This window comes from Chryseobacterium sp. CT-SW4 (assembly GCF_048572715.1).
In the GTDB taxonomy this organism is placed as follows: Bacteria; Bacteroidota; Bacteroidia; order Flavobacteriales; family Weeksellaceae; genus Chryseobacterium.
The window spans coordinates 1775547-1794660 of sequence record NZ_CP183840.1 but is presented as its reverse complement, the minus strand read 5'-3'; the positions used below and the strand labels follow the sequence as shown (position 1 = coordinate 1794660).

The window sequence follows — 19114 nt, the reverse complement described above, 5'->3', positions numbered from 1 at the left end:
TCAAATCTGAATACCTTTTTGTTTTTTGTATGCTTCTATTTTTTGGTATTATCTGTTTTACCGCTTTTATTCTTTGAAGCTTTCTGTACATCCTCTTTATCAATATCAGGAGGATTGGTTTTCTTTGATGAAGCAGGAATATCAGGAAAATCCTGAGTCTGCTTTTTGGATTCTGCCGTATTAGCAGATTCTTTCTTCTGGTTTTCTTTTGAATTCATAGTTATACATTTAAAGTCCTAAAATACCGATCTTACCGGTCTGATCTTCTATAGTATAATTCAAAGCCTTTGCCAAAACAAAAATATTATTAAGGTTTTCCATAAGCTGCGCCCGTCCTTCATTTCTGAGCTTATTCTGGTCTATGGATTTTACAGCTGTTTCCTTTGCTTTCTGGGTTACATTTTTAATATCTTTTTCCGATATCCTGTTAAAAAAGGAATCATCCATAGACTGTATTTCCACACTGGGTGTAATCCTGATATCAGCATCCGGCAATTCTTTAATAATGAGTTTTTTATTGACAGAATCCACTTCCAGTTTCATTTTATTGAGATCGTAAGAAACCTGGGCATTGGTTTTCGTGTACGTAATAATGCTATTACTAGAAACCTCATTCCCAAAGATCTCATATCCCATCTTGGTTTTCTGCATACTGGAACTGTTCTGCTCCAGCACAACCATCTTGTTCATTTTAGAAATCTGGTTGGTCAGAATATAATAATCTGATTTTTCCGTCTTATTCCCCAAATTGAAACAGGACTTAACACCAAAAAACAGAAGCAACATGATAAGGGCTCCTGCTATAAACGAAGCTGTTAATTTATAATTCTTCAATTTTATTTAAATATTTCTTTAATTACAGAAGTATCATTTTTATTCAGAATGTCTACCAGATCTCTTTCGATATACCCTGAGGTAGGCATTTCAATAATTCTTCCAATTTCCCTGCCATACTTTTGAACGATAATGGTAGGAACTTTCTGGATATTATAAAGCCCTTCATCTCCTGTAGGAGATTCTTTTTTTCTGTTAACCGCTATAATGGTAAGTTTACTTTCAGGGTATTTTACTTCTTCCAGAATTTTCATTAATCTGGGGAAATCCCTGTGGCTATCTTCACACCAGGTTCCCATGAAAACTATGATATTATAAGAATTAATTTTCTTTTTTCTTAACTCGGCGATTGCCTTTTTGTCTACCGCATATTCATCATGCTCCTGCACATACCAATCGCTGTAAGGTTCTTTTAAAAACTGATCTTTCAATTGGTTTCCCAAAAGCATTTTACCATCATTTTGTGTCTCCACCTCTCTGTTTACGATTATTTTCTGTGCATCATAAAACTGAGTGGCCAATACAAGACCTGATAAAGTGAAAAGACGGATAAGGAACTTTTTCATATTTACTTTTCGATAATTGTTTTCAAATCGGCAGGAGAGTAGTACTTATTCTTAAGAACCTTATGGTCTGAAGCTCTGTATACATTATATTTTTCTCCTGATTTTTCATAAAAGGATTCTACATCTTTCTGTTTATAAAATTCTACCGTTTCTTTCGCCTGATCTTCATTATCACATGCCTTCGACATATTGGAACGCTGAACTTCATTGAACAGTTCTACAAATTTGCTGCCAAGCCCAAACTCCAGTACGGCACCGCTGAGCACATATTGTAGATCACAAAGGGCATCTGCAATTTCTACTAAGTTTTTATCTTCAATAGCTTGTTTCAGCTCATTCAATTCTTCCTGTAAAAGTTCTACCCTTAGGCTGCATCTTTCAGGAGAAGGAATTTGCGGAGTTTCTAAAATAGGTGCTTTAAAAGTAGTATGGAACTCTGCTACTTGGTTCAGGCTGTCAATTTTATCCATGAATTTTTTAAATTTAAAGCAAATATAACAAAAAACATTACCATTATAAAGTTAAGTCCTTCTTAGTTTATTATAAGAAAAGCCGGATCAAATGATCCGGCTTACCCATAGTTATATAGTTTATTAATTAATTTTTAATAAATCGTTTGCTGAACTCACCGATCTGAATGGTATAAGCTCCTTTGATAAGGCTGCTTACATTCACTGTTCCACGGTTGAGCTGTCCTGACGCCACCATTTTACCGGACATATCAAAGATTTTGTAATCTTCGTTAGCCGTATTGGAAACGGTAAGAATATCTTTTACCGGATTAGGATACAGCTTGATATCTTTAGCCAGATTATCCGCACTAAGTCCGTTTATTTTGGATGAAGAACCTATATTAAGGGTATAATCCTCCACCTGTCCATAAGTGTAAGTTCCACATGAAGAAGTAGGTAAAGAACTGTATTTCATCATTACTCTCATTCTTGTACTTCCGGAAACTGCAGTAGATGGAATGGTTATGCTTCCGGTAGCCGGAGTGGTAGTAGAGCCGGTTTTAGACCAGGCTAATTCTCCACTGTCTGCAAAATCACCGTTTCCGTTATAGTCAATATAAACGGCATATGCTTCACTATAAGCTGTAGATGTCCATACCGGAGTGATTGAAATAGTGTAGGTATTTCCTTTTACTACATTAGCTGACACTGAAGTAAAATCTTCATATCCGGCTGTACCCGTAGAAGTGTTATTAATTCCGGCAAATGTTACATTTCCTATTCTTTCATCAGCGGTATTGGTCGCAGATGCGGTACAATAAGTAACCGTGCTTCCTGCAAGAGTAGTCACACTTACGGAATTACTGGAAACTGAAGTATTTCCGGCAGCATCTTTTGATCTTACCGTAAATGAATAGCTGGAAGAAGGATTAAGTCCTGTTGCCGTATAAGTGGTGGAAGAGGTAGATCCTATTAAAGTTGCTCCTCTGTACACATCATATCCTGTAACGGCTACATTATCAGTGGCACCGTTCCAAGACAGATTAGTGGAAGAAGAAGTAGTTCCCGATGCAGATAAAACAGGAGCCGTAGGGGCTACAGTATCTGTTCCTCCGGATGATGCGGTAACGGTGATGTTGGCATTATTCACATCAAAGAAAATGTGATTAGTTCCTTTCACCATAATTCTACCTGTAGAAGTAGCCACATTAGGAATGATTACAGCCTGGGAGCCGTCATTAGGTGTAGCTGCTAAAATAGGAGTCCATGTGTTACCACTATCTGTGGACCAAAGGATATCTACATTCGCAGTATTGATATTATTGGCCGTAGTACCCGCCACATCCCATGTGATGGTCTGCGAGCTGTTTCCGGCATAGGTAACCGCTGAATTTTGGGATGTAATATTAAATGGTCCGGCCGTTCGATTCACAGTAATAACCGCATCATCAGAGTTATTTCCTGAACCTCCGGCTCTGTTATCCCGAACAGTAAATCTGAAATTCATCGTTCTTGCAACGGAAGGTAAAGCCTCTACATTTATTTCAGAACCGGCAGTAGTAGTGGCACCCGTTAAGATGGAAGCCATTCTTGGAAAATATCTTACCGGAGTCGTTGTAGGTGCCCATGATCTGAAAACAGGTCCGGAAGTTTTGGTAGCAATTGCAGCTGAATTAGCATTCGCCTGCGAATTGGTGGCATTATCCATTTGCTCCCATATATAGGTGAGAGAATCTCCGTTTGCATCTGCTCCTATACCTGTCAGCATAAACGGTGTACTCTTAGGAATCGTATAATCCAGACCGGCATTGGCTGTTGGAATTGAATTTCCTGTAATAGTATTTACCGAACATGTTTTGGCTTTAATATTATTAGTGATCTGCTGAATGCTTATCGCATGGAAAAACGGGTCAGAGTGGGGCTGGATATCATATGGTGTTATTCCTGCATATCCCATAATAGTAGAACCCGATCCCGGTTCCATATTTACTCCCGTACCTTCGTTATAATAAGAATACGTATGATTTCCTCCATACTGGTGTCCCATTTCATGAGCTACATAATCAATATCAAAATTATCACCGGATGGTATACCATCAGCAGGAGAAGTATAGCCGCTTCCTTTAGATCCGTTTGTACAGATACAGCCTATACATCCCGCATTACCACCGCCACCCGTAGCACCGAATAAATGCCCGATGTCATAGTTGGCTTCACCGATTACCGAGGTAAGGGTAGATTGCAGCTGTGAATTCCAGTTGTTCATAGATGAAGAAGGAGAGTAAGGGTCCGTAGATGCATTGGTATAAATAACAGCATCGTTATTGGCTATAAGAACCATTCTGGATGCAAAGTCTTTTTCAAATACACCATTCACACGGGTCATGGTATTATTCATAGCAGCCAGTGCCTGGGCCTTGGTCCCTCCGAAATAGACGGCGTATTCTCCTGTACATGACAATGCTAAACGGAACGTCCTTAAAGTCGCATCATCAGCATTCGGTCTTGCTGCAAGAGCGGAAGTATTCCCAATCCCTTTTTGAGCAGTATCGATCACAGTACATTCGAATTTATTCAGATCATCTTTCTTATCCGATTTTTTATAAACCACATAAGAAGAAAGGTCTTTTGTATAAGGCTCAATAAAAACCGCAGATTTATCACCATAGATTTCCATGGAAGATAATCCTAAAGGTGAAATGCTAAAATACACCGTAGAATTAGGATCATCCAGACCTTCTCCTACATAGGATTTAATGTCAGGATATCTGGCTGCTAACTGAGGATCAAAATTAGAATTTTCTTTTACCTTAAAGTTTTCCATCCGTCCCTCAGAATTAGGAAAAGAAATAATCACTTCCGATTTCTCACCGGCCGCCAGTCTTTTAGGAGCTTTGGCAAGAACATTTTTTAAGCTATTAATATCCAGTGTATATATCCTGGGATTATTAATATTTACTTTATTTTCAAATACTGAAGAAGGGGTTTTAGAAGAACCTTCAGACCAAAGACGATCTGTCTGTGCGAAAGAGATGCCTGACACCAAAAGCATCCCAATCATTAATAATTGTTTTTTCATATAAGAATCTTTATTTGATTGTGGAAAACCAAAACTAATAAAAAATATTAAACAAAAAACAAAACATTTTATGAATAATTAACTTATTATTTCAAATTTGGGTGAAAATACTTTAAATACACAAAAAAAGATGATATGTAAAACATATCATCTCTGGATTATTTATATTTTAAACTGTTTTATTGAGTAATATCTCTACCGATAACCAATCTTTGAATTTCGGAAGTTCCTTCTCCTATGGTGCACAATTTAGAATCCCTGTAATATTTTTCAGCAGGGAAGTCCTTAGTATATCCATATCCTCCAAAAATCTGCAGGGCATTATTAGAAATTCTTACACAAGCTTCGGAAGCATACAATTTTGCCATGGCTCCTTCTCTTGTCATTTTTTGTTTGGCATTCTTCAGGGTAGATGCTCTCTGGATAAGAAGCTCAGCGGCATCAATTTCCGTTGCCATATCCGCCAGCATAAAATTAATAGCCTGGAAATCAGAAATCGCTTTACCAAACTGATGTCTTTCTTTGGCATACTTTAAAGCAGCTTTATAGGCACCTCTTGCAATTCCCAGACTTAAGGCTGCAATAGAAATTCTACCTCCATCCAAAACTTTCATGGCCTGCTTAAATCCTTCACCTACTTCCCCCAAACGGTGAGAATCCGGAACACGTACATTATCAAAAATAAGTTCAGCAGTTTCCGAAGCTCTCATCCCCAGCTTATTTTCCTTTTTTCCGGATGTGAATCCCGGCATTCCTTTTTCAAGGACAAAAGCGGTTGAATTATTTTTAGCTCCTTTTTCTCCTGTTCTGGTCATTACTACGGCAATATCTCCTGAAATAGCATGGGTAATGAAGTTTTTCGCTCCGTTGATGATCCATTCGTCACCCTCTTTTACAGCAGTGGTAGACATACCTCCGGAATCAGAACCTGTATTATGCTCAGTGAGTCCCCAGGCCCCGATTACCTTTCCGGTAGCTAACTGAGGAAGCCATTTATGCCTTTGCTCTTCATTACCAAACTCATAAATATGATTGGTGCAAAGAGAATTGTGGGCAGCTACAGAAAGCCCTATAGAAGGATCTACCTGAGAAATTTCATCCAGGATAGCAACATATTCATGATAGCTCAATCCGGATCCTCCATATTCTTCAGGAACTACGATTCCCATAAATCCCATTTCTCCCAATTGGTGAAAAAGGTCTTTAGGAAAAGTCTGGCTTTCGTCCCACTCCATAATATGAGGTCTTATATTTTTTTCAGCAAACTCCTTTGCCGTTTCCGCTATCATTTTGATATTGTTTAATGTTTCTGTATTCATATAAGTTTTAGTTAGCTCTCAAAGATACTTAAAAAGTAGAAATACGAAAAAAAATTATTCTTTCCATAATAATGAATATACAACTTATTCATAATCATTAATTTATATTGCTTAATTTTTACATTTTATCATTATTAAATTAAAACTTTACCCTCATTTATTTTACTATTTATCATCCCGAATTGTAATTAATGAATCTTTAAATTTCTCAGGAAAATTATAAAGAGTAACGAAAATCATCCTGTTTAATATTCATAACATATTCATTATAAACAAAATAAACTATCACCATAATTATGATTGATATAAGCAGACTAGCTCATAATAAAAATCTATAAGTGTTTCGCCTTATATCTTTTATTTATAAGTATTTATACTTATATTTGCAGGATGATAGCGGTCATTACCGGTGATATTATAAATTCGCAACATGCAGACACAGAAGTTTGGATTACCAAACTAAAGAATCTCCTGGAATGCTGGGGAAATTCTCCACAGATATGGGAAATATACAGAGGCGATGAGTTCCAATTCAAATGTAATATCGACGAGGTTTTCTGGTATTTTCTCGCTATAAAATCCCTTATAAAAAGTCAGGAAAATTTAGACGTAAGAATAGCTATAGGTATTGGAGAAGAAAATTTTTCCTCAGAAAAAATTACAGAATCCAACGGAACGGCTTATGTAAATTCAGGAAGATTACTTAACGATCTTAAAAATGATGGCCATACTGTGGCTATTAAAACCCTCAATGATATTGTAGACAGAGATTTGAATATACTTTTAAAATGGTCCTCCAAAGATTTTGATAACTGGACCATGGCAACGGCTGAGATCATCCATGAAATGATCATGAATGAGGATATCACTCAGGAAGATCTCGCCAGGAAATTTAATATCTCCCAATCTTCTGTAAGCCAGAGATTAAAACGGGCCAATTATGACCTGATTGTAGAAACCAACCAGTATTTTAAGAAGAAAATTTCAGAATTATAGAGATGATTTTTGTTAGACTCATATTGGCACATTTACTCGGAGACTTTATTCTCCAGCCGGATTCATGGGTTGCTGATAAAGAAAAACGACATCTGAAAAGTAAATATTTATACATTCATGTACTTCTACACATCTTACTGGCGTTTGTGTTTTTATGGGATCTGCAGCTTTGGTGGATAGCCGTTTTAGTAGGAGTTACCCATTTCTTAATTGATGCTGCCAAACTTATTTTTCAAAATTCCAAAACAAAAAAAAGATGGTTTTTTATCGATCAGCTACTACATGTGCTGGTGATAGCCGGTATTTCTTTTTATTATAAAGAATTTGACTTTGATTTTTTACACGATCAGAACATTTTGAAAATAATTATGGCTGCTGTATTTTTAACAGTACCGACGTCGATCATTATAAAAATATTACTTTCTTCATGGACACCCGTCTCTAAAGAATTTAATAATATCCAGACAGACTCTTTAACCAGTGCAGGAAAGTATATCGGTATACTGGAAAGACTACTGGTCTTTACTTTTATTGTAGTGGACCACTGGGAAGGAGTAGGATTCATGATTGCAGCAAAATCTGTATTCAGATTTAGTGATCTGGCCGAGGCTAAGCAAAGGAAACTGACGGAATATGTGCTTATAGGTACACTTTTAAGCTTTGGAATGGCCGTATTAACAGGAATTTTAATAAAATAATTATAAATCTAACTATAACGAAAATTTAAAGAATGGAAAAGAGAGAAATGTTGTACGAAGGTAAAGCAAAACAGGTTTTTGCTACGGATAACCCGGATGAAGTAATCGTACGTTTTAAAGATGATGCCACTGCTTTTAATGCTCAGAAAAGAGGACAGGTGGATCTTAAAGGAGAAATGAATAATGCGATTACCACTCTTATTTTTGAATATTTAAATGAAAAAGGGGTTAAAACTCACTTCATCAAACAACTGGATGAAAGAGAGCAACTGGTAAAAAAAGTTTCTATCATTCCTTTGGAAATGGTAGTAAGAAATTACTCTGCAGGAAGTATGGCTCAAAGACTGGGTGTGGAAGAAGGAATCAAGTCACCGGTGACGATCTTCGACATCTGCTATAAGAAAGACGAATTGGGAGATCCGCTGATTAATGATCACCACGCAGTTTTCTTAGGATTGGCAACTTATGAGGAGCTTGACGAAATGTATGAGCTTACATCAGATATCAATGATATCCTGATTGATTTATTTGATAAAATAAACATTATTCTGGTAGATTTTAAAATTGAGTTAGGTAAAACATCAAGCGGGGAAATCATTCTTGCAGACGAAATATCTCCTGATACATGCAGATTATGGGATAAGGATACGATGAAGAAATTAGACAAAGACCGTTTCCGTAGAGACTTAGGGGAAGTTACCGAAGCTTATGTTGAAATTTACAACAGATTAAAAAATCTGCTTAAGAAATAATTTGTTTGTTAACAGCAAGTTTAAAAATAATTCGAGGTTAGCCTGGAAATCAATCCTTACACTAGCTTCTAATATCTTAATAAAATGAAAAGTTTAGAAATTCATAAAAGTGAATATTTAAAACAGTTTAAAACTCAGCCTTACGGCAGAAATCTTTTCAGAACTCCGCAGGAAGAAAAACTGGATGCACCGAACGAAGAATGTGGTATTTTCGGCTTGTATTCAGATAATGATCTAGATACGTTCTCTCTTTCCCAATTCGGACTTTTTGCATTACAACACAGAGGTCAGGAAGCTTGTGGTATTTCTGTTTTAAAAGATGGAAAAATCAATAACCTAAAGGATGAGGGACTGGTTTTGGATGTTTATAAAGAGATCCATGATCCCGAAACTTTTATGGGAAATTCTGCAATAGGACATACCCGTTATACTACTGCAGGAGATAAGAAAAAGTATAATTTTCAGCCTTTCTTTGCTAAAAATGAGTATGATCAGATTATACTTTCTATTGCTCATAACGGTAATCTGACCAACGCGAAGGAGCTGAAAGCTGAACTGGAAGCAGAAGGTGTCGTATTCCGTGCTACCTCGGATTCAGAGGTTATTTTAAGATTAATTCAAAAAAATCTTGACCTGGGCTTGAGAGGTGCTATTAAAGCAACAATGGAAAAAATTGAAGGTGCTTATTCCGTAGTGGGAATGACCAGAAATAAGTTTTTTGCATTCAGGGACTTCAACGGAATCCGGCCTTTGGTATTAGGTGCCATTGATGAGAAAAGCTATGTAGTAGCTTCAGAATCCGTAGCATTAGATGCGGTGGGTGCTCAGTATGTAAGAGACATCCTTCCCGGAGAAATTATTTACACCAATGAAAATGAGACCGGTTTACAGTCTTATATGGTCAATGGAAAGGGTAAACAAAGAATCTGTTCTTTTGAATATATTTACTTTGCGAGACCAGACTCTACCATGGAAAATATCCACGTATATGAAATTCGTGAGAAATCAGGTGAAAAGATCTGGGAACAGGCTCCGGTAGATGCTGATGTGGTAATTGGGGTTCCCGATTCCGGGGTTCCGGCTGCCATTGGTTTTTCAAAAGCTTCAGGAATACCATTCCGCCCGGTGCTTATTAAAAACAGGTATATTGGACGAAGCTTTATCGTTCCTACCCAGGAGATGAGAGAAAGGGTAGTCAATCTCAAACTCAATCCGATCATCTCGGAAATTAAGGACAAAAGGGTAGTGATCATCGATGATTCTATCGTACGTGGGACTACTTCTAAAAGACTGGTTAAGATCCTTAAAGATGCTGGTGTTAAAGAGATTCATTTCAGAAGTGTTTCTCCACCTATTATCGCTCCATGCTATCTGGGGATTGATACGCCGTCTAAAGACGATCTTATTTCTGCCAATATGACTACGGAGGAACTAAGAGATTATTTAGGGGTAGATTCATTGGAATTTCTAAGTACGGATAACCTTAAAGAGATTTTAGGTTCTTCCAATCACTGCTTCGGATGTTTTACAGAGGAATATCCGGTAGGAAAAGGAGAAAATGTAGAATTATTCAACTAAGAAAAAAGAATAATTAAGTAAATAAAAAAAGCTAGGTTTTAACCTAGCTTTTATTTTTTTTTAGAATTTATAATTAAGACCTAATTGGAAAACTCTGTTATTTGGTGAAGAGTTTGTCTCATTCTGAAGTCTGCTGTTATAAATATGCGTTAAACTATTTACATATCTTGCATTGATACCTAAGTGAGGAGTGAAGTTATATCCTAAACCTAGACCTAAACCGAAGTTAAGTTTGTTGATATCATCCTTATCAATACTGCTGGAAGTAGATTCTACTTGAGTCACTGTATTATTACCTACAGTTGTAGTGATTTTAGCTTCCCCTGTATTTTTTCCGGATAGGAAATAACTGAATTCAGGTCCTGCTTCTACATAAAAGTTACGTGCAGGCTTAAACTGAACCATTACAGGAACTGAAATATAGCGTAAAGTAGCTCTGTACTCACTTCTAAAATTGGCAGTTACTGCATCTGTTACTACGTCTCTACTGGAGACTACATTTCTTGAACCAAGCTCATTGTATATTACTTCAGGTTGGATACTGAACTCTGTGGAAAGAGGAATATTAGCATAAACACCTGCATAATAACCTGCTTTCAAATTGTTAAAACCCAGTTTCTGCTCACTGAATGAAGAAGCATTTCCACCTGCCTTGATACCAAAGCTTACAGGCTCTTTTTCTATTGTCTGTTGAGCAAAAGCTAATGAAGTTGAAACGATAGCTAATCCTAAAAATAATTTTTTCATAATTTATACTATTTACTTTTAATTATCACATTTTACAAATAAGACTTTGTTGTTTTTTACAAATTACTTGCCAAAATAGATATAGGAATATTTTAACAAACTCTCTCTGTTTAAAGTAAATACATTACATTAGCCTTATTTAAATTTAAAAATTAAATATTTCACACACTAATTGAAATATTTTAAAAAAATTAACAATATATATATATATTTAATTTTTAAAAATATTTTTAAAGAATTACAGATAGGGGCTCTAGAGAACATTTTTTGCTGCTCTTACAACAAAAAAAGCGGACTTATATAAATATAAATCCGCCCTTTATTGAAATCAAAATTATTTATTTAAATTTATAGGCAAGACCAATCTGGAATACGTTATTTTTTCCTTTCACATCATATCCTGAGATCTCTTTCATAATATCAGTAACTCCCGCAACATATCTGGCAGTAATTCCGAATTTCTGCTGAAAGTAATAACCTGCCCCGATTCCGATACCGAAATCAAATGTTTTCATATAGTCATTCGCATCTACAGATAATGATTGATATTTAAATTTAGAATTTACCAAAAAACTAAATTGAGGACCTGCTTCTAAATAAAATTCAGGAGTCGCATTGTATTGGAACATAACAGGTACTGAAATATAATCCAGGTTTACTTTAAGCTCAGGGCTTCCATCGTTTTTTGCACCAAGACCACTGTATAATACTTCCGGCTGTACACTGAAGCTTGAAGCCACAGGAACATTCATTAATACACCTCCGTAGAATCCTGCTTTGGATTTCCCGTCACTGTCAGAAATGCTGGAAATATTTAATCCGGCTTTTACTCCAAATGTCTGGGCAAAAGATAAGGCTCCCGTAACGAAAGCCGCAGCTAGTAATAATTTTCTCATTGTTTAAATTTTAGTTTAGTTAATTTTCTATTCTCGTTAGGCAAATATCTTGCCAAAGCTTCGTATGTTGAAAATCTGAAATTTTGATATGGATTTATCCTAAATCATTAATTATTTTAAAGGTTATCTTCCAAATTTATAAGCAAGTCCTACTTGTAGAGTATGATTATATGATTTTGCGCCATTGGTTGAAAATTCCCTTTCATTAATATCTTTCAGGATATTGGAAATACCGGAAACATATCTCGCTGTAATTCCGAATTTTTCATCAAAGTAATATCCTGCCCCAAAACCAAGCCCAACTTCAAATTTCTGGAAAAGGGTATTGGCAGAAGTTCCCAAGCCGGCAATTTTAACTTTAGAATCAATCAAATAGCTAAATTGCGGACCTGCTTCAAAATAAAATTTGGGACTTGCATAATACTGGAACATCACAGGAACGGAAATATAATCTAAATTCAATTTCACATTGGTATCACCCTTTGTATTGGCACCCATTCCATTATACAAGATCTCCGGCTGAATGCTGTATTCCGGGGTTACGGGAAAATTCACCAAAACTCCTCCGTAAAATCCTGCTTTAGATTTCGTATCAGAAGCGGAGATGGTTGAAATGTTCAATCCTCCTTTTACCCCCAATATCTGGGCAGAGGATAAGGTCGCACCGGTTAAAGCAGCAACAAATAGTAATTTTTTCATCATTTTTTTATTTTCAGCATTGGGAGCAAATATCCTGCCACAAATAAAAAGGACGGATTAAAAAACTTAATCCATCCTTTCTATTGAAATTAAAATTTGTTATATGAATGCAGGTTCTTACTTGAATTTATAAGCAAGACCTACCTGGAAGACATTGTTTCTTACAGCATCTCCACTATTATTTTTATATACATCGGTTACTCCGGCTGTATATCTTACAGTAAGTCCTAAGTTTGGAATGAAGTAATATCCTGCACCAATTCCGATTCCGAAATTAAAGGTTTGGAAATCACTTTTATCTAAACTGGAAACCTGTGAACTTACATTTCCGTTAGTCGAACTTTTAAATTTGTCTTTAGCATTCACTAAAAATCCGAATTCCGGTCCTGCTTCAAGATAAAATTCAGGAGTAGCATTATATTGGAACATTACAGGTACTGCTATATATCCTAAATTTCTTGAATAATCTGATTTGTAAGTATTTCCCGCTACATTATATTCTCTGGTTACTTTAGATCCCAGATCATTATATAACACCTCCGGCTGAATGCTGAATTGAGAAGCAATAGGAACATTCATGAAAACTCCCGCGTTAAATCCTATTTTAGATTTGGAATCACTTAAGTCTGCTCCTTTGGAAAGAGAGGCTACGTTCATTCCTCCTTTAACACCGAATGTAAGTGGAGAAGAAGATGTTGTTGTTGTAGTTTGTGCAAATACTAATGAAGTTGAAACAACTGCTAATCCTAAAATTAACTTTTTCATAACTTTAATTTTTAATAATTTACTATTTCTTAATTTTAAATTTTACTGCGCCAAACTTTCTATATGTCAGTTTGACGATGGATATATTTCAAATTGTTTGCCAAAATAGATAATTCACTTTTACGGGTATCAAAAAGAAAGCATTTATAAATTTATTTATAAGATGTAAAATATTGATTTTTAATAAATTAAATTTATTACCAAGCAATTGTTTAAAAAAAAATTAAAAAAGAAAATAGGAAAGATTCCGCATGTAATTTTACGGCATAAAATTCATTTTAAGCGTATTTTTGGAATATAAATAGAAAAATATTCATGAAATACATACAGAAGAGTAAGGCAGGGAGCCTAAAAAAGCTCCCTGTATATTTTTATAAAGAAGGATCATTCAATTCTCTGTAAAAAGTAAGAGAGTCCAGAATGTGTTTTTGAGTACACTGATGGTCATATACAGACGATCCGATCCCGGAAAGTAAAGAGAAATTAATTTTACTTTCTACATTTTTCTTATCATTTAAAAGAAGTTTACATATATCTTCATCGGAAAAATCACTTATTTCCAGATAAGGATAATAACGCTGTATATTTTCAATGATAACCTTAGAGTCTTCTTTGGTAATTAAATTTTCAAGATAGGAGAGATGGGCCTCGCAGATCATTCCCGCTGCGACTGCTTCTCCATGAAGGATAGGATTTCCCTGTTCCAGGCATAAGCTTTCGATAGCATGTCCGATAGTGTGTCCGAAATTCAGGGTTTTTCTGATATTCTTTTCATGAAAATCCTGCTCTACCACATTTTGTTTTATGTCCATGGACTGTTGAATATGGGGAAATACCACTTCCGGTTCAAGCTTATTAAGCTGAATAAGGTTTTCCCAATGTTTTTTATCGGCAATGAGTCCATGCTTTAGCATTTCAGCAAAGCCGCTCCTTAATTCTTTAAAGGGAAGTGTTTCCAGAAATTTAGGATAAACAAATATTTTCTCCGGAAAAGTAAAAGTTCCGATCATATTCTTATAATTCATAAGATCAATCCCCGTTTTCCCACCAATGGAAGCATCGCACATCGATAATAGAGTAGTCGGAATATTGATAAACTGAATACCTCTTTTATAAGTAGAAGCTACAAAACCTCCCATATCGGTAATAACACCACCTCCCAGATTAATAACAAGAGCTTTCCGGTCCGCCTGCATTTCCGTTAAAATTTCCCAAAGCTGGTTGGCCGTCTGAATGGTCTTCATTTCTTCCCCGGCTTCAATCTCCAATATCTCAAAGGCAGTAAGGGTTTCCAGATTTCCCATCAGTACGGGAAGACAGTATTCATGAGTATTTTCATCAACCAAAATAAAGATTTTACTGAAAGATTTTTCACTCAAAAACTCATTCAGTTGAGAAAAATTATGATCTAATATTGTAATCATCGTTGCAATTTCTACAAAGTTAATACTAAAGTATGCTGCAAAGTTATGATTCTTAATTTTTAACTGGTAACTAATTTAATTATCTTTGCAGAAATATTTAGAATGAGCAGAGATAAAAACAATTCAGACAGACCCAAAAGACCCAGAATTTCACCTAGAAAAAGTTCTGATGATTCTCGTGCTTCCAGATCTGAAAAATCTTCAGAATCAAAACCTTTCAAAAAATCACCTTCTAAAAGAGGAAGAGATTTCGACAGCAGAGACAAGTATGAAAAAGGTGATTTGAAATACGGTAAAAAAAGTTTCTCTAAAAACGATAAAAATGATGACCGAACCAAATCATTCGTACAAAAGAGAAGACTTACCAAAATAGATAAAGATCTTCACAAAGATACCATCCGCCTTAATAAATATATTGCTAATTCAGGAATATGCAGCAGGAGAGAGGCTGATGAATTAATAACGCAGGGATTGGTAGAAGTGAACGGAAAAGTGATCACCGAAATGGGATATCAGGTACAGAAAACCGATAGGGTGGTATTTGACGGACAGAACATCACTCCGGAAAAACCCGTATATGTTGTTTTGAATAAGCCTAAAGGATATATTTCCACCACAAAGGATGATAAGGCAAGAAAAACCGTAATGGACCTTGTTGCCAACGCTTCTCCTTACAGACTTTTCCCGGTGGGAAGACTGGACCGCTCCACCACAGGAGTTATCCTTTTAACCAATGACGGGCATATGACTAAAAAGCTTACGCATCCGTCTTTTGATGTGAAAAAGATTTATCATGTCACATTAGACAGAAAGCTTTCCGGTGAAGATTTAAGAACGATTGCAGAAGGAGTACGTCTGGAAGAAGGGGTAGCACAGGTAGATCAGATTTCCTATATCGAAGGAAAGCCTAAAAATGAAATCGGTATTGAAATTCATATCGGATGGAACCGTGTCATCAGAAGGATTTTCCAACGACTTGGATATGAAGTGGAATCCCTGGACAGAGTAATGTTTGCAGGACTTACTAAAAAGAATATCAAGCGTGGACACTGGAGAATCCTTACGGAACTGGAAGTCAATAATCTAAAAATGCTTTAGAAGTTATAAGTTCACTTTTAAAGAAAATATAAAAAAGACCTGTAAAATTTTGCAGGTCTTTTTTTATAGTGAGAAAGTTAGGATTAATATGAACAGTGTCAAAAAATTCCCTTTCAACTTATCACTTATGTACTTTATCCTAAAACAGTAACACCTTTCTGGATCATTTCATAAATAGCATCTCTGCCATTATCCGGCTTCACGTTTACCGCTTTCGTTCCGTTGAAGTGCAGACATGTAATATATCCGTTACTTACGGCATCCTGACAGGTAAATTTCACACAATAATCCATGGCCAGACCTACAATTTCCAACAATTGAATTTCATGGTATTTAAGGAAATCATCCAACCCGGTTTTCATGAAATGATTATTATCCTGAAAGCCGCTATAACTGTCTATTTCAGGATTTTTACCTTTCTGGACAATATGGGTTACCTTATCCCTGTTCAGGTCTTTATGAAATTCTGCCCCAAATGTGCCCTGCACACAATGATCCGGCCACATGAACTGGGGAACACCATTGAGAATAATGCTTTCGCCTACTTTCTTGTCATTATTGCTTGCAAAGCTTTTATGATTGGCAGGATGCCAGTCCTGGGTCAGAACAATCTGATCGTATTCGTTTTCCTCCATAAGAAGGTTGATATAGGGAATAATTTCGTTCGCACCGGGAACAGCCAACGCTCCTCCTTCACAAAAATCATTCTGCACATCTACTATTATTAATGCTTTTTTCATATTTAGATTTCTCGAATTTTTGATAAATTTACAAAAACAAATCCTCAAAAATTTGTCCATTTCTTTATTATCGGACAAAACGACAAATTTTTGAGTAAAAATTAATAACTATGACTAACCTAGAAGAGAAAAAATTTCCCATCGGGCCTTTTATCGCTCCCCAGAATATTTGCGATATTGAGCTGGATGGATATATAAAGGTCATCAAAAACTTTCCGGGAAAGCTTAAAAACCTGGTTGAAAACTGGAGTGACGATGAACTGGATACCCCTTACAGAGAGGAGGGATGGACTGTACGACAGCTTATCAATCATATTGCAGATAGTCATATCAACAGTTTTATAAGGTTCAAGCTCGCTCTTACCGAGGATAATCCGATTATCAAGCCTTATGATGAAGCCAAATGGGCAGAGCTACAGGACAGCATCAGCATTTCTATAAAGCCAGCCCTCCGGATTATCAAGGGGACTCACCAAAGATGGTATGTTCTCCTTAAATCCCTTACCAATAAACAATTTGAAAGGACTTTCCGCCATCCGGAACATCAGGAAGATCATGATTTAAGGTATTATCTTGCTATGTATGTATGGCACTGTAACCATCATTTCGCCCATATTGATAACCTGAAAAAAGAAAAAGGTTGGTAAGAAAAAGTCTTCACGATCCGTTGTATTTCGAAGAGATTATCATTAGAATTAACCTTCTATCTGAAGAATCTGTAAGAAAGTGGGGCAAAATGTCAGTTTCCCAGATGCTTTTTCATTGTCATCTTATTTTACAGATTGCACTGAAAAAGATCGATCTTCCCGAAGTCAACTTCTTTATTAGGTTCATTGGAGTTGTTACCAAAAAGGAAATGTGGGTTTTTAATAATGGAATTCTGCATAATATGCCTACTTTTCAAAAACTAATCGTTAATTTTGAATGTGATTTGGAGATGGCCCGGAAAACCCTTCTGCAGACCCTGGAAGATTACAGAAAGGTCTATCGGAACAACCAGCTGCCGGAATACCATGCTCTCTTTGGAGCGATGAGGGAAAAGGACTGGGGGTTTTTAGAATACAAACATCTCGACCATCACCTTAAACAATTTAATGTATGAGTTTTCTTGATAAAATTTTTGGAGGGAAATTAAATGAGCCGCGACATGCATCCTTCTGGACAGAAATCCGGACAGTAGAGGACCTGGAAAAAGCTATAAATGATTCCCACACCCGCAGAATTGTGATATTCAAGCATTCTACCAGCTGCTTTATCAGCAAAACTGTGTTGAGAAATTTCGAAAGAGAAATTACAGAAGCTTCAGATATACAAACTGATTTTTATTATCTGGATTTACTTGCACACAGAAGTATTTCGAATAAAATATCAGAACTTTTCCAAATCAGGCATGAAAGTCCGCAACTGATCGTTATTGAAAATGGAAAAGTTATACATCATGCTTCACACCAAAATATATCTATTAGCCAGGTAACACGATGAAGAATATCAATAATTATTTAGCAAAAGTTTTAGATGTTCCATTAGAGAATGTTAATACATGCAGCCTTCATTATGAAATAAAGAAAATTCCTAAGAACCAGTTTTTACTTCAGTATGGTGAGATCTGCAGGTATATCTTCTTCGTGGAAAAAGGGCTGCTGAAAATGTATTCTATTGATAAAAACGGTAAAGAGCATATCATCCAGTTCGCTCCTGAAAGCTGGCTGCTGTCTGACAGAAGCAGTTTATATTTCAATGAAAAGTCCGTTTACTATATAGAAGCTATTGAAGATTCCGAAGTATTGTATTTGCATCCGGATTTTTTTAACGGACTTGTGGAGCAGTTTCCCAACAGTATTGAAAAAAGTGACATCCTTGTTCAGAAGCATATAAGGACTCTTCAGAACAGGATCAATTCTTTGCTGGGCGAAACGGCAGAAGAAAGATATCTCCATTTTATCAAAACCTATCCTGATTTATTACTTAGGGTACCTCAATGGATGATTGCGTCTTATTTGGGAATTACTCCCGAGAGCTTGAGCCGTGTAAGGAAGGAACTGGCCCGTAAGAATTTCGTTCCGGATAAATAGATGGATATACTGTTTATATCTTATCAGTATCAAACTATTCATGACCCTATTGAATTTATTTGATTAGGGAGTAAAAAAGATTAATTAGGGATTTGTACAAATTATGATTTGAGTCATAAGAACAGGAATAGATACTTGTCTATCTTTGAAGCACACCAAAAAAAATATTATGAAAATCATCTTATCACTAAGTCTTATCGGAGGATTTCTACTCCTGAGCTGTACAAAAGAACCACAAACTCAAACAACAACTACTGATAGCATAGATACTACCGTTACAACGGATAGCACTATGACAACAGTACCTCCTGTATCTTCGGACACGGCAACGACTACCAATTCTATGCCGGCAGATACAACTGCCAACAGAACAGATTCTGTTCGAAATACAAGATAATT

Annotated in this window: 22 protein-coding genes; 10 read left to right on the top strand and 12 right to left on the bottom strand. The window is 36.0% G+C overall.

Going from position 1 to position 19114, the window contains the following annotated elements; all coding sequences use genetic code 11:
* Positions 1–35 precede the first annotated feature (35 nt).
* From ABJ974_RS08150 to ABJ974_RS08125, 6 genes are all read right to left on the bottom strand, one after another.
* Positions 36–218 (bottom strand): hypothetical protein, encoded by a 183-nt coding sequence (locus tag ABJ974_RS08150; protein WP_419870890.1) that lies wholly within the window; start codon positions 216–218, stop codon positions 36–38.
* 10 nt (positions 219–228) lie between these two features.
* Positions 229–834: a DUF4230 domain-containing protein gene (locus tag ABJ974_RS08145; RefSeq protein ID WP_419870889.1), complete on the bottom strand. Its 606-nt coding sequence runs from the start codon at positions 832–834 to the stop codon at positions 229–231.
* A gap of 2 nt (positions 835–836) precedes the next feature.
* On the bottom strand, positions 837–1400 hold the full coding sequence (locus ABJ974_RS08140) for a TlpA family protein disulfide reductase (RefSeq protein WP_419870888.1): 564 nt from the start codon (positions 1398–1400) through the stop codon (positions 837–839).
* A gap of 2 nt (positions 1401–1402) precedes the next feature.
* Positions 1403–1870 (bottom strand): pyrophosphohydrolase domain-containing protein, encoded by a 468-nt coding sequence (locus ABJ974_RS08135; protein WP_419870887.1) that lies wholly within the window; start codon positions 1868–1870, stop codon positions 1403–1405.
* A 127-nt stretch (positions 1871–1997) separates the two neighbouring features.
* Positions 1998–4931 (bottom strand): reprolysin-like metallopeptidase, encoded by a 2934-nt coding sequence (locus tag ABJ974_RS08130; RefSeq protein ID WP_419870886.1) that lies wholly within the window; start codon positions 4929–4931, stop codon positions 1998–2000.
* Positions 4932–5110: 179 nt separating this feature from the next.
* Positions 5111–6250, bottom strand: a complete 1140-nt coding sequence (locus ABJ974_RS08125) for an acyl-CoA dehydrogenase family protein (protein ID WP_419870885.1) — start codon at positions 6248–6250, stop codon at positions 5111–5113.
* A 390-nt stretch (positions 6251–6640) separates the two neighbouring features.
* On the opposite strand from ABJ974_RS08125, the gene ABJ974_RS08120 reads away from it, so the two are divergent.
* The 4 genes from ABJ974_RS08120 to purF all read left to right on the top strand — a co-directional run bounded on the left by ABJ974_RS08120 (position 6641) and on the right by purF (position 10274).
* Positions 6641–7246: a SatD family protein gene (locus ABJ974_RS08120; RefSeq protein ID WP_419870884.1), complete on the top strand. Its 606-nt coding sequence runs from the start codon at positions 6641–6643 to the stop codon at positions 7244–7246.
* 2 nt (positions 7247–7248) lie between these two features.
* Positions 7249–7944 (top strand): DUF3307 domain-containing protein, encoded by a 696-nt coding sequence (locus tag ABJ974_RS08115; RefSeq protein ID WP_419870883.1) that lies wholly within the window; start codon positions 7249–7251, stop codon positions 7942–7944.
* 32 nt (positions 7945–7976) lie between these two features.
* Positions 7977–8696 (top strand): phosphoribosylaminoimidazolesuccinocarboxamide synthase, encoded by a 720-nt coding sequence (gene purC, locus ABJ974_RS08110; protein WP_419870882.1) that lies wholly within the window; start codon positions 7977–7979, stop codon positions 8694–8696.
* An 84-nt stretch (positions 8697–8780) separates the two neighbouring features.
* Entirely contained in the window at positions 8781–10274 is a 1494-nt protein-coding gene (gene purF / locus ABJ974_RS08105; protein ID WP_419870881.1) for an amidophosphoribosyltransferase, read from the top strand.
* Between the two features lie 60 nt (positions 10275–10334).
* On the opposite strand, the gene ABJ974_RS08100 is transcribed toward purF, so the two are convergent.
* From ABJ974_RS08100 to aroB, 5 genes are all read right to left on the bottom strand, one after another.
* Positions 10335–11021, bottom strand: a complete 687-nt coding sequence (locus ABJ974_RS08100; RefSeq protein ID WP_419870880.1) for a porin family protein — start codon at positions 11019–11021, stop codon at positions 10335–10337.
* A gap of 338 nt (positions 11022–11359) precedes the next feature.
* Positions 11360–11917, bottom strand: a complete 558-nt coding sequence (locus ABJ974_RS08095) for a porin family protein (protein WP_419870879.1) — start codon at positions 11915–11917, stop codon at positions 11360–11362.
* Positions 11918–12040: 123 nt separating this feature from the next.
* Positions 12041–12619 carry a porin family protein gene (locus tag ABJ974_RS08090; protein WP_419870878.1) on the bottom strand — a complete coding sequence of 193 codons (579 nt, stop codon included), beginning with the start codon at positions 12617–12619 and terminating at the stop codon, positions 12041–12043.
* Between the two features lie 114 nt (positions 12620–12733).
* Positions 12734–13381: a porin family protein gene (locus tag ABJ974_RS08085; protein ID WP_419870877.1), complete on the bottom strand. Its 648-nt coding sequence runs from the start codon at positions 13379–13381 to the stop codon at positions 12734–12736.
* Between the two features lie 371 nt (positions 13382–13752).
* Complete coding sequence (gene aroB, locus ABJ974_RS08080) at positions 13753–14805, bottom strand: 3-dehydroquinate synthase (protein ID WP_419870876.1); 1053 nt, start codon at positions 14803–14805, stop codon at positions 13753–13755.
* A 102-nt stretch (positions 14806–14907) separates the two neighbouring features.
* Here aroB and ABJ974_RS08075 point away from each other — a divergent pair, with 102 nt between their 5' ends.
* Complete coding sequence (locus ABJ974_RS08075; protein ID WP_419870875.1) at positions 14908–15903, top strand: pseudouridine synthase; 996 nt, start codon at positions 14908–14910, stop codon at positions 15901–15903.
* 134 nt (positions 15904–16037) lie between these two features.
* On the opposite strand, the gene pncA is transcribed toward ABJ974_RS08075, so the two are convergent.
* Positions 16038–16643 (bottom strand): bifunctional nicotinamidase/pyrazinamidase, encoded by a 606-nt coding sequence (pncA, locus tag ABJ974_RS08070; protein WP_419870874.1) that lies wholly within the window; start codon positions 16641–16643, stop codon positions 16038–16040.
* A 110-nt stretch (positions 16644–16753) separates the two neighbouring features.
* Between pncA and ABJ974_RS08065 the strand changes: the two genes are divergently transcribed.
* The 5 genes from ABJ974_RS08065 to ABJ974_RS08045 all read left to right on the top strand — a co-directional run bounded on the left by ABJ974_RS08065 (position 16754) and on the right by ABJ974_RS08045 (position 19112).
* A complete protein-coding gene (locus tag ABJ974_RS08065; protein WP_419870873.1) occupies positions 16754–17290 on the top strand; it encodes a YfiT family bacillithiol transferase in 537 nt (178 codons plus the stop codon).
* Complete coding sequence (locus tag ABJ974_RS08060; RefSeq protein ID WP_419870872.1) at positions 17284–17745, top strand: DUF1569 domain-containing protein; 462 nt, start codon at positions 17284–17286, stop codon at positions 17743–17745. Before ABJ974_RS08065 ends, ABJ974_RS08060 begins: the two co-directional genes overlap by 7 nt.
* A complete protein-coding gene (gene ytxJ / locus ABJ974_RS08055) occupies positions 17742–18125 on the top strand; it encodes a bacillithiol system redox-active protein YtxJ (protein WP_419870871.1) in 384 nt (127 codons plus the stop codon). The genes ABJ974_RS08060 and ytxJ overlap by 4 nt, the downstream gene beginning before the upstream one ends.
* A complete protein-coding gene (locus ABJ974_RS08050) occupies positions 18122–18715 on the top strand; it encodes a Crp/Fnr family transcriptional regulator (protein WP_419870870.1) in 594 nt (197 codons plus the stop codon). The genes ytxJ and ABJ974_RS08050 overlap by 4 nt, the downstream gene beginning before the upstream one ends.
* Before the next feature lie 169 nt (positions 18716–18884).
* A complete protein-coding gene (locus ABJ974_RS08045; protein ID WP_419870869.1) occupies positions 18885–19112 on the top strand; it encodes a hypothetical protein in 228 nt (75 codons plus the stop codon).
* Positions 19113–19114: the final 2 nt, after the last annotated feature.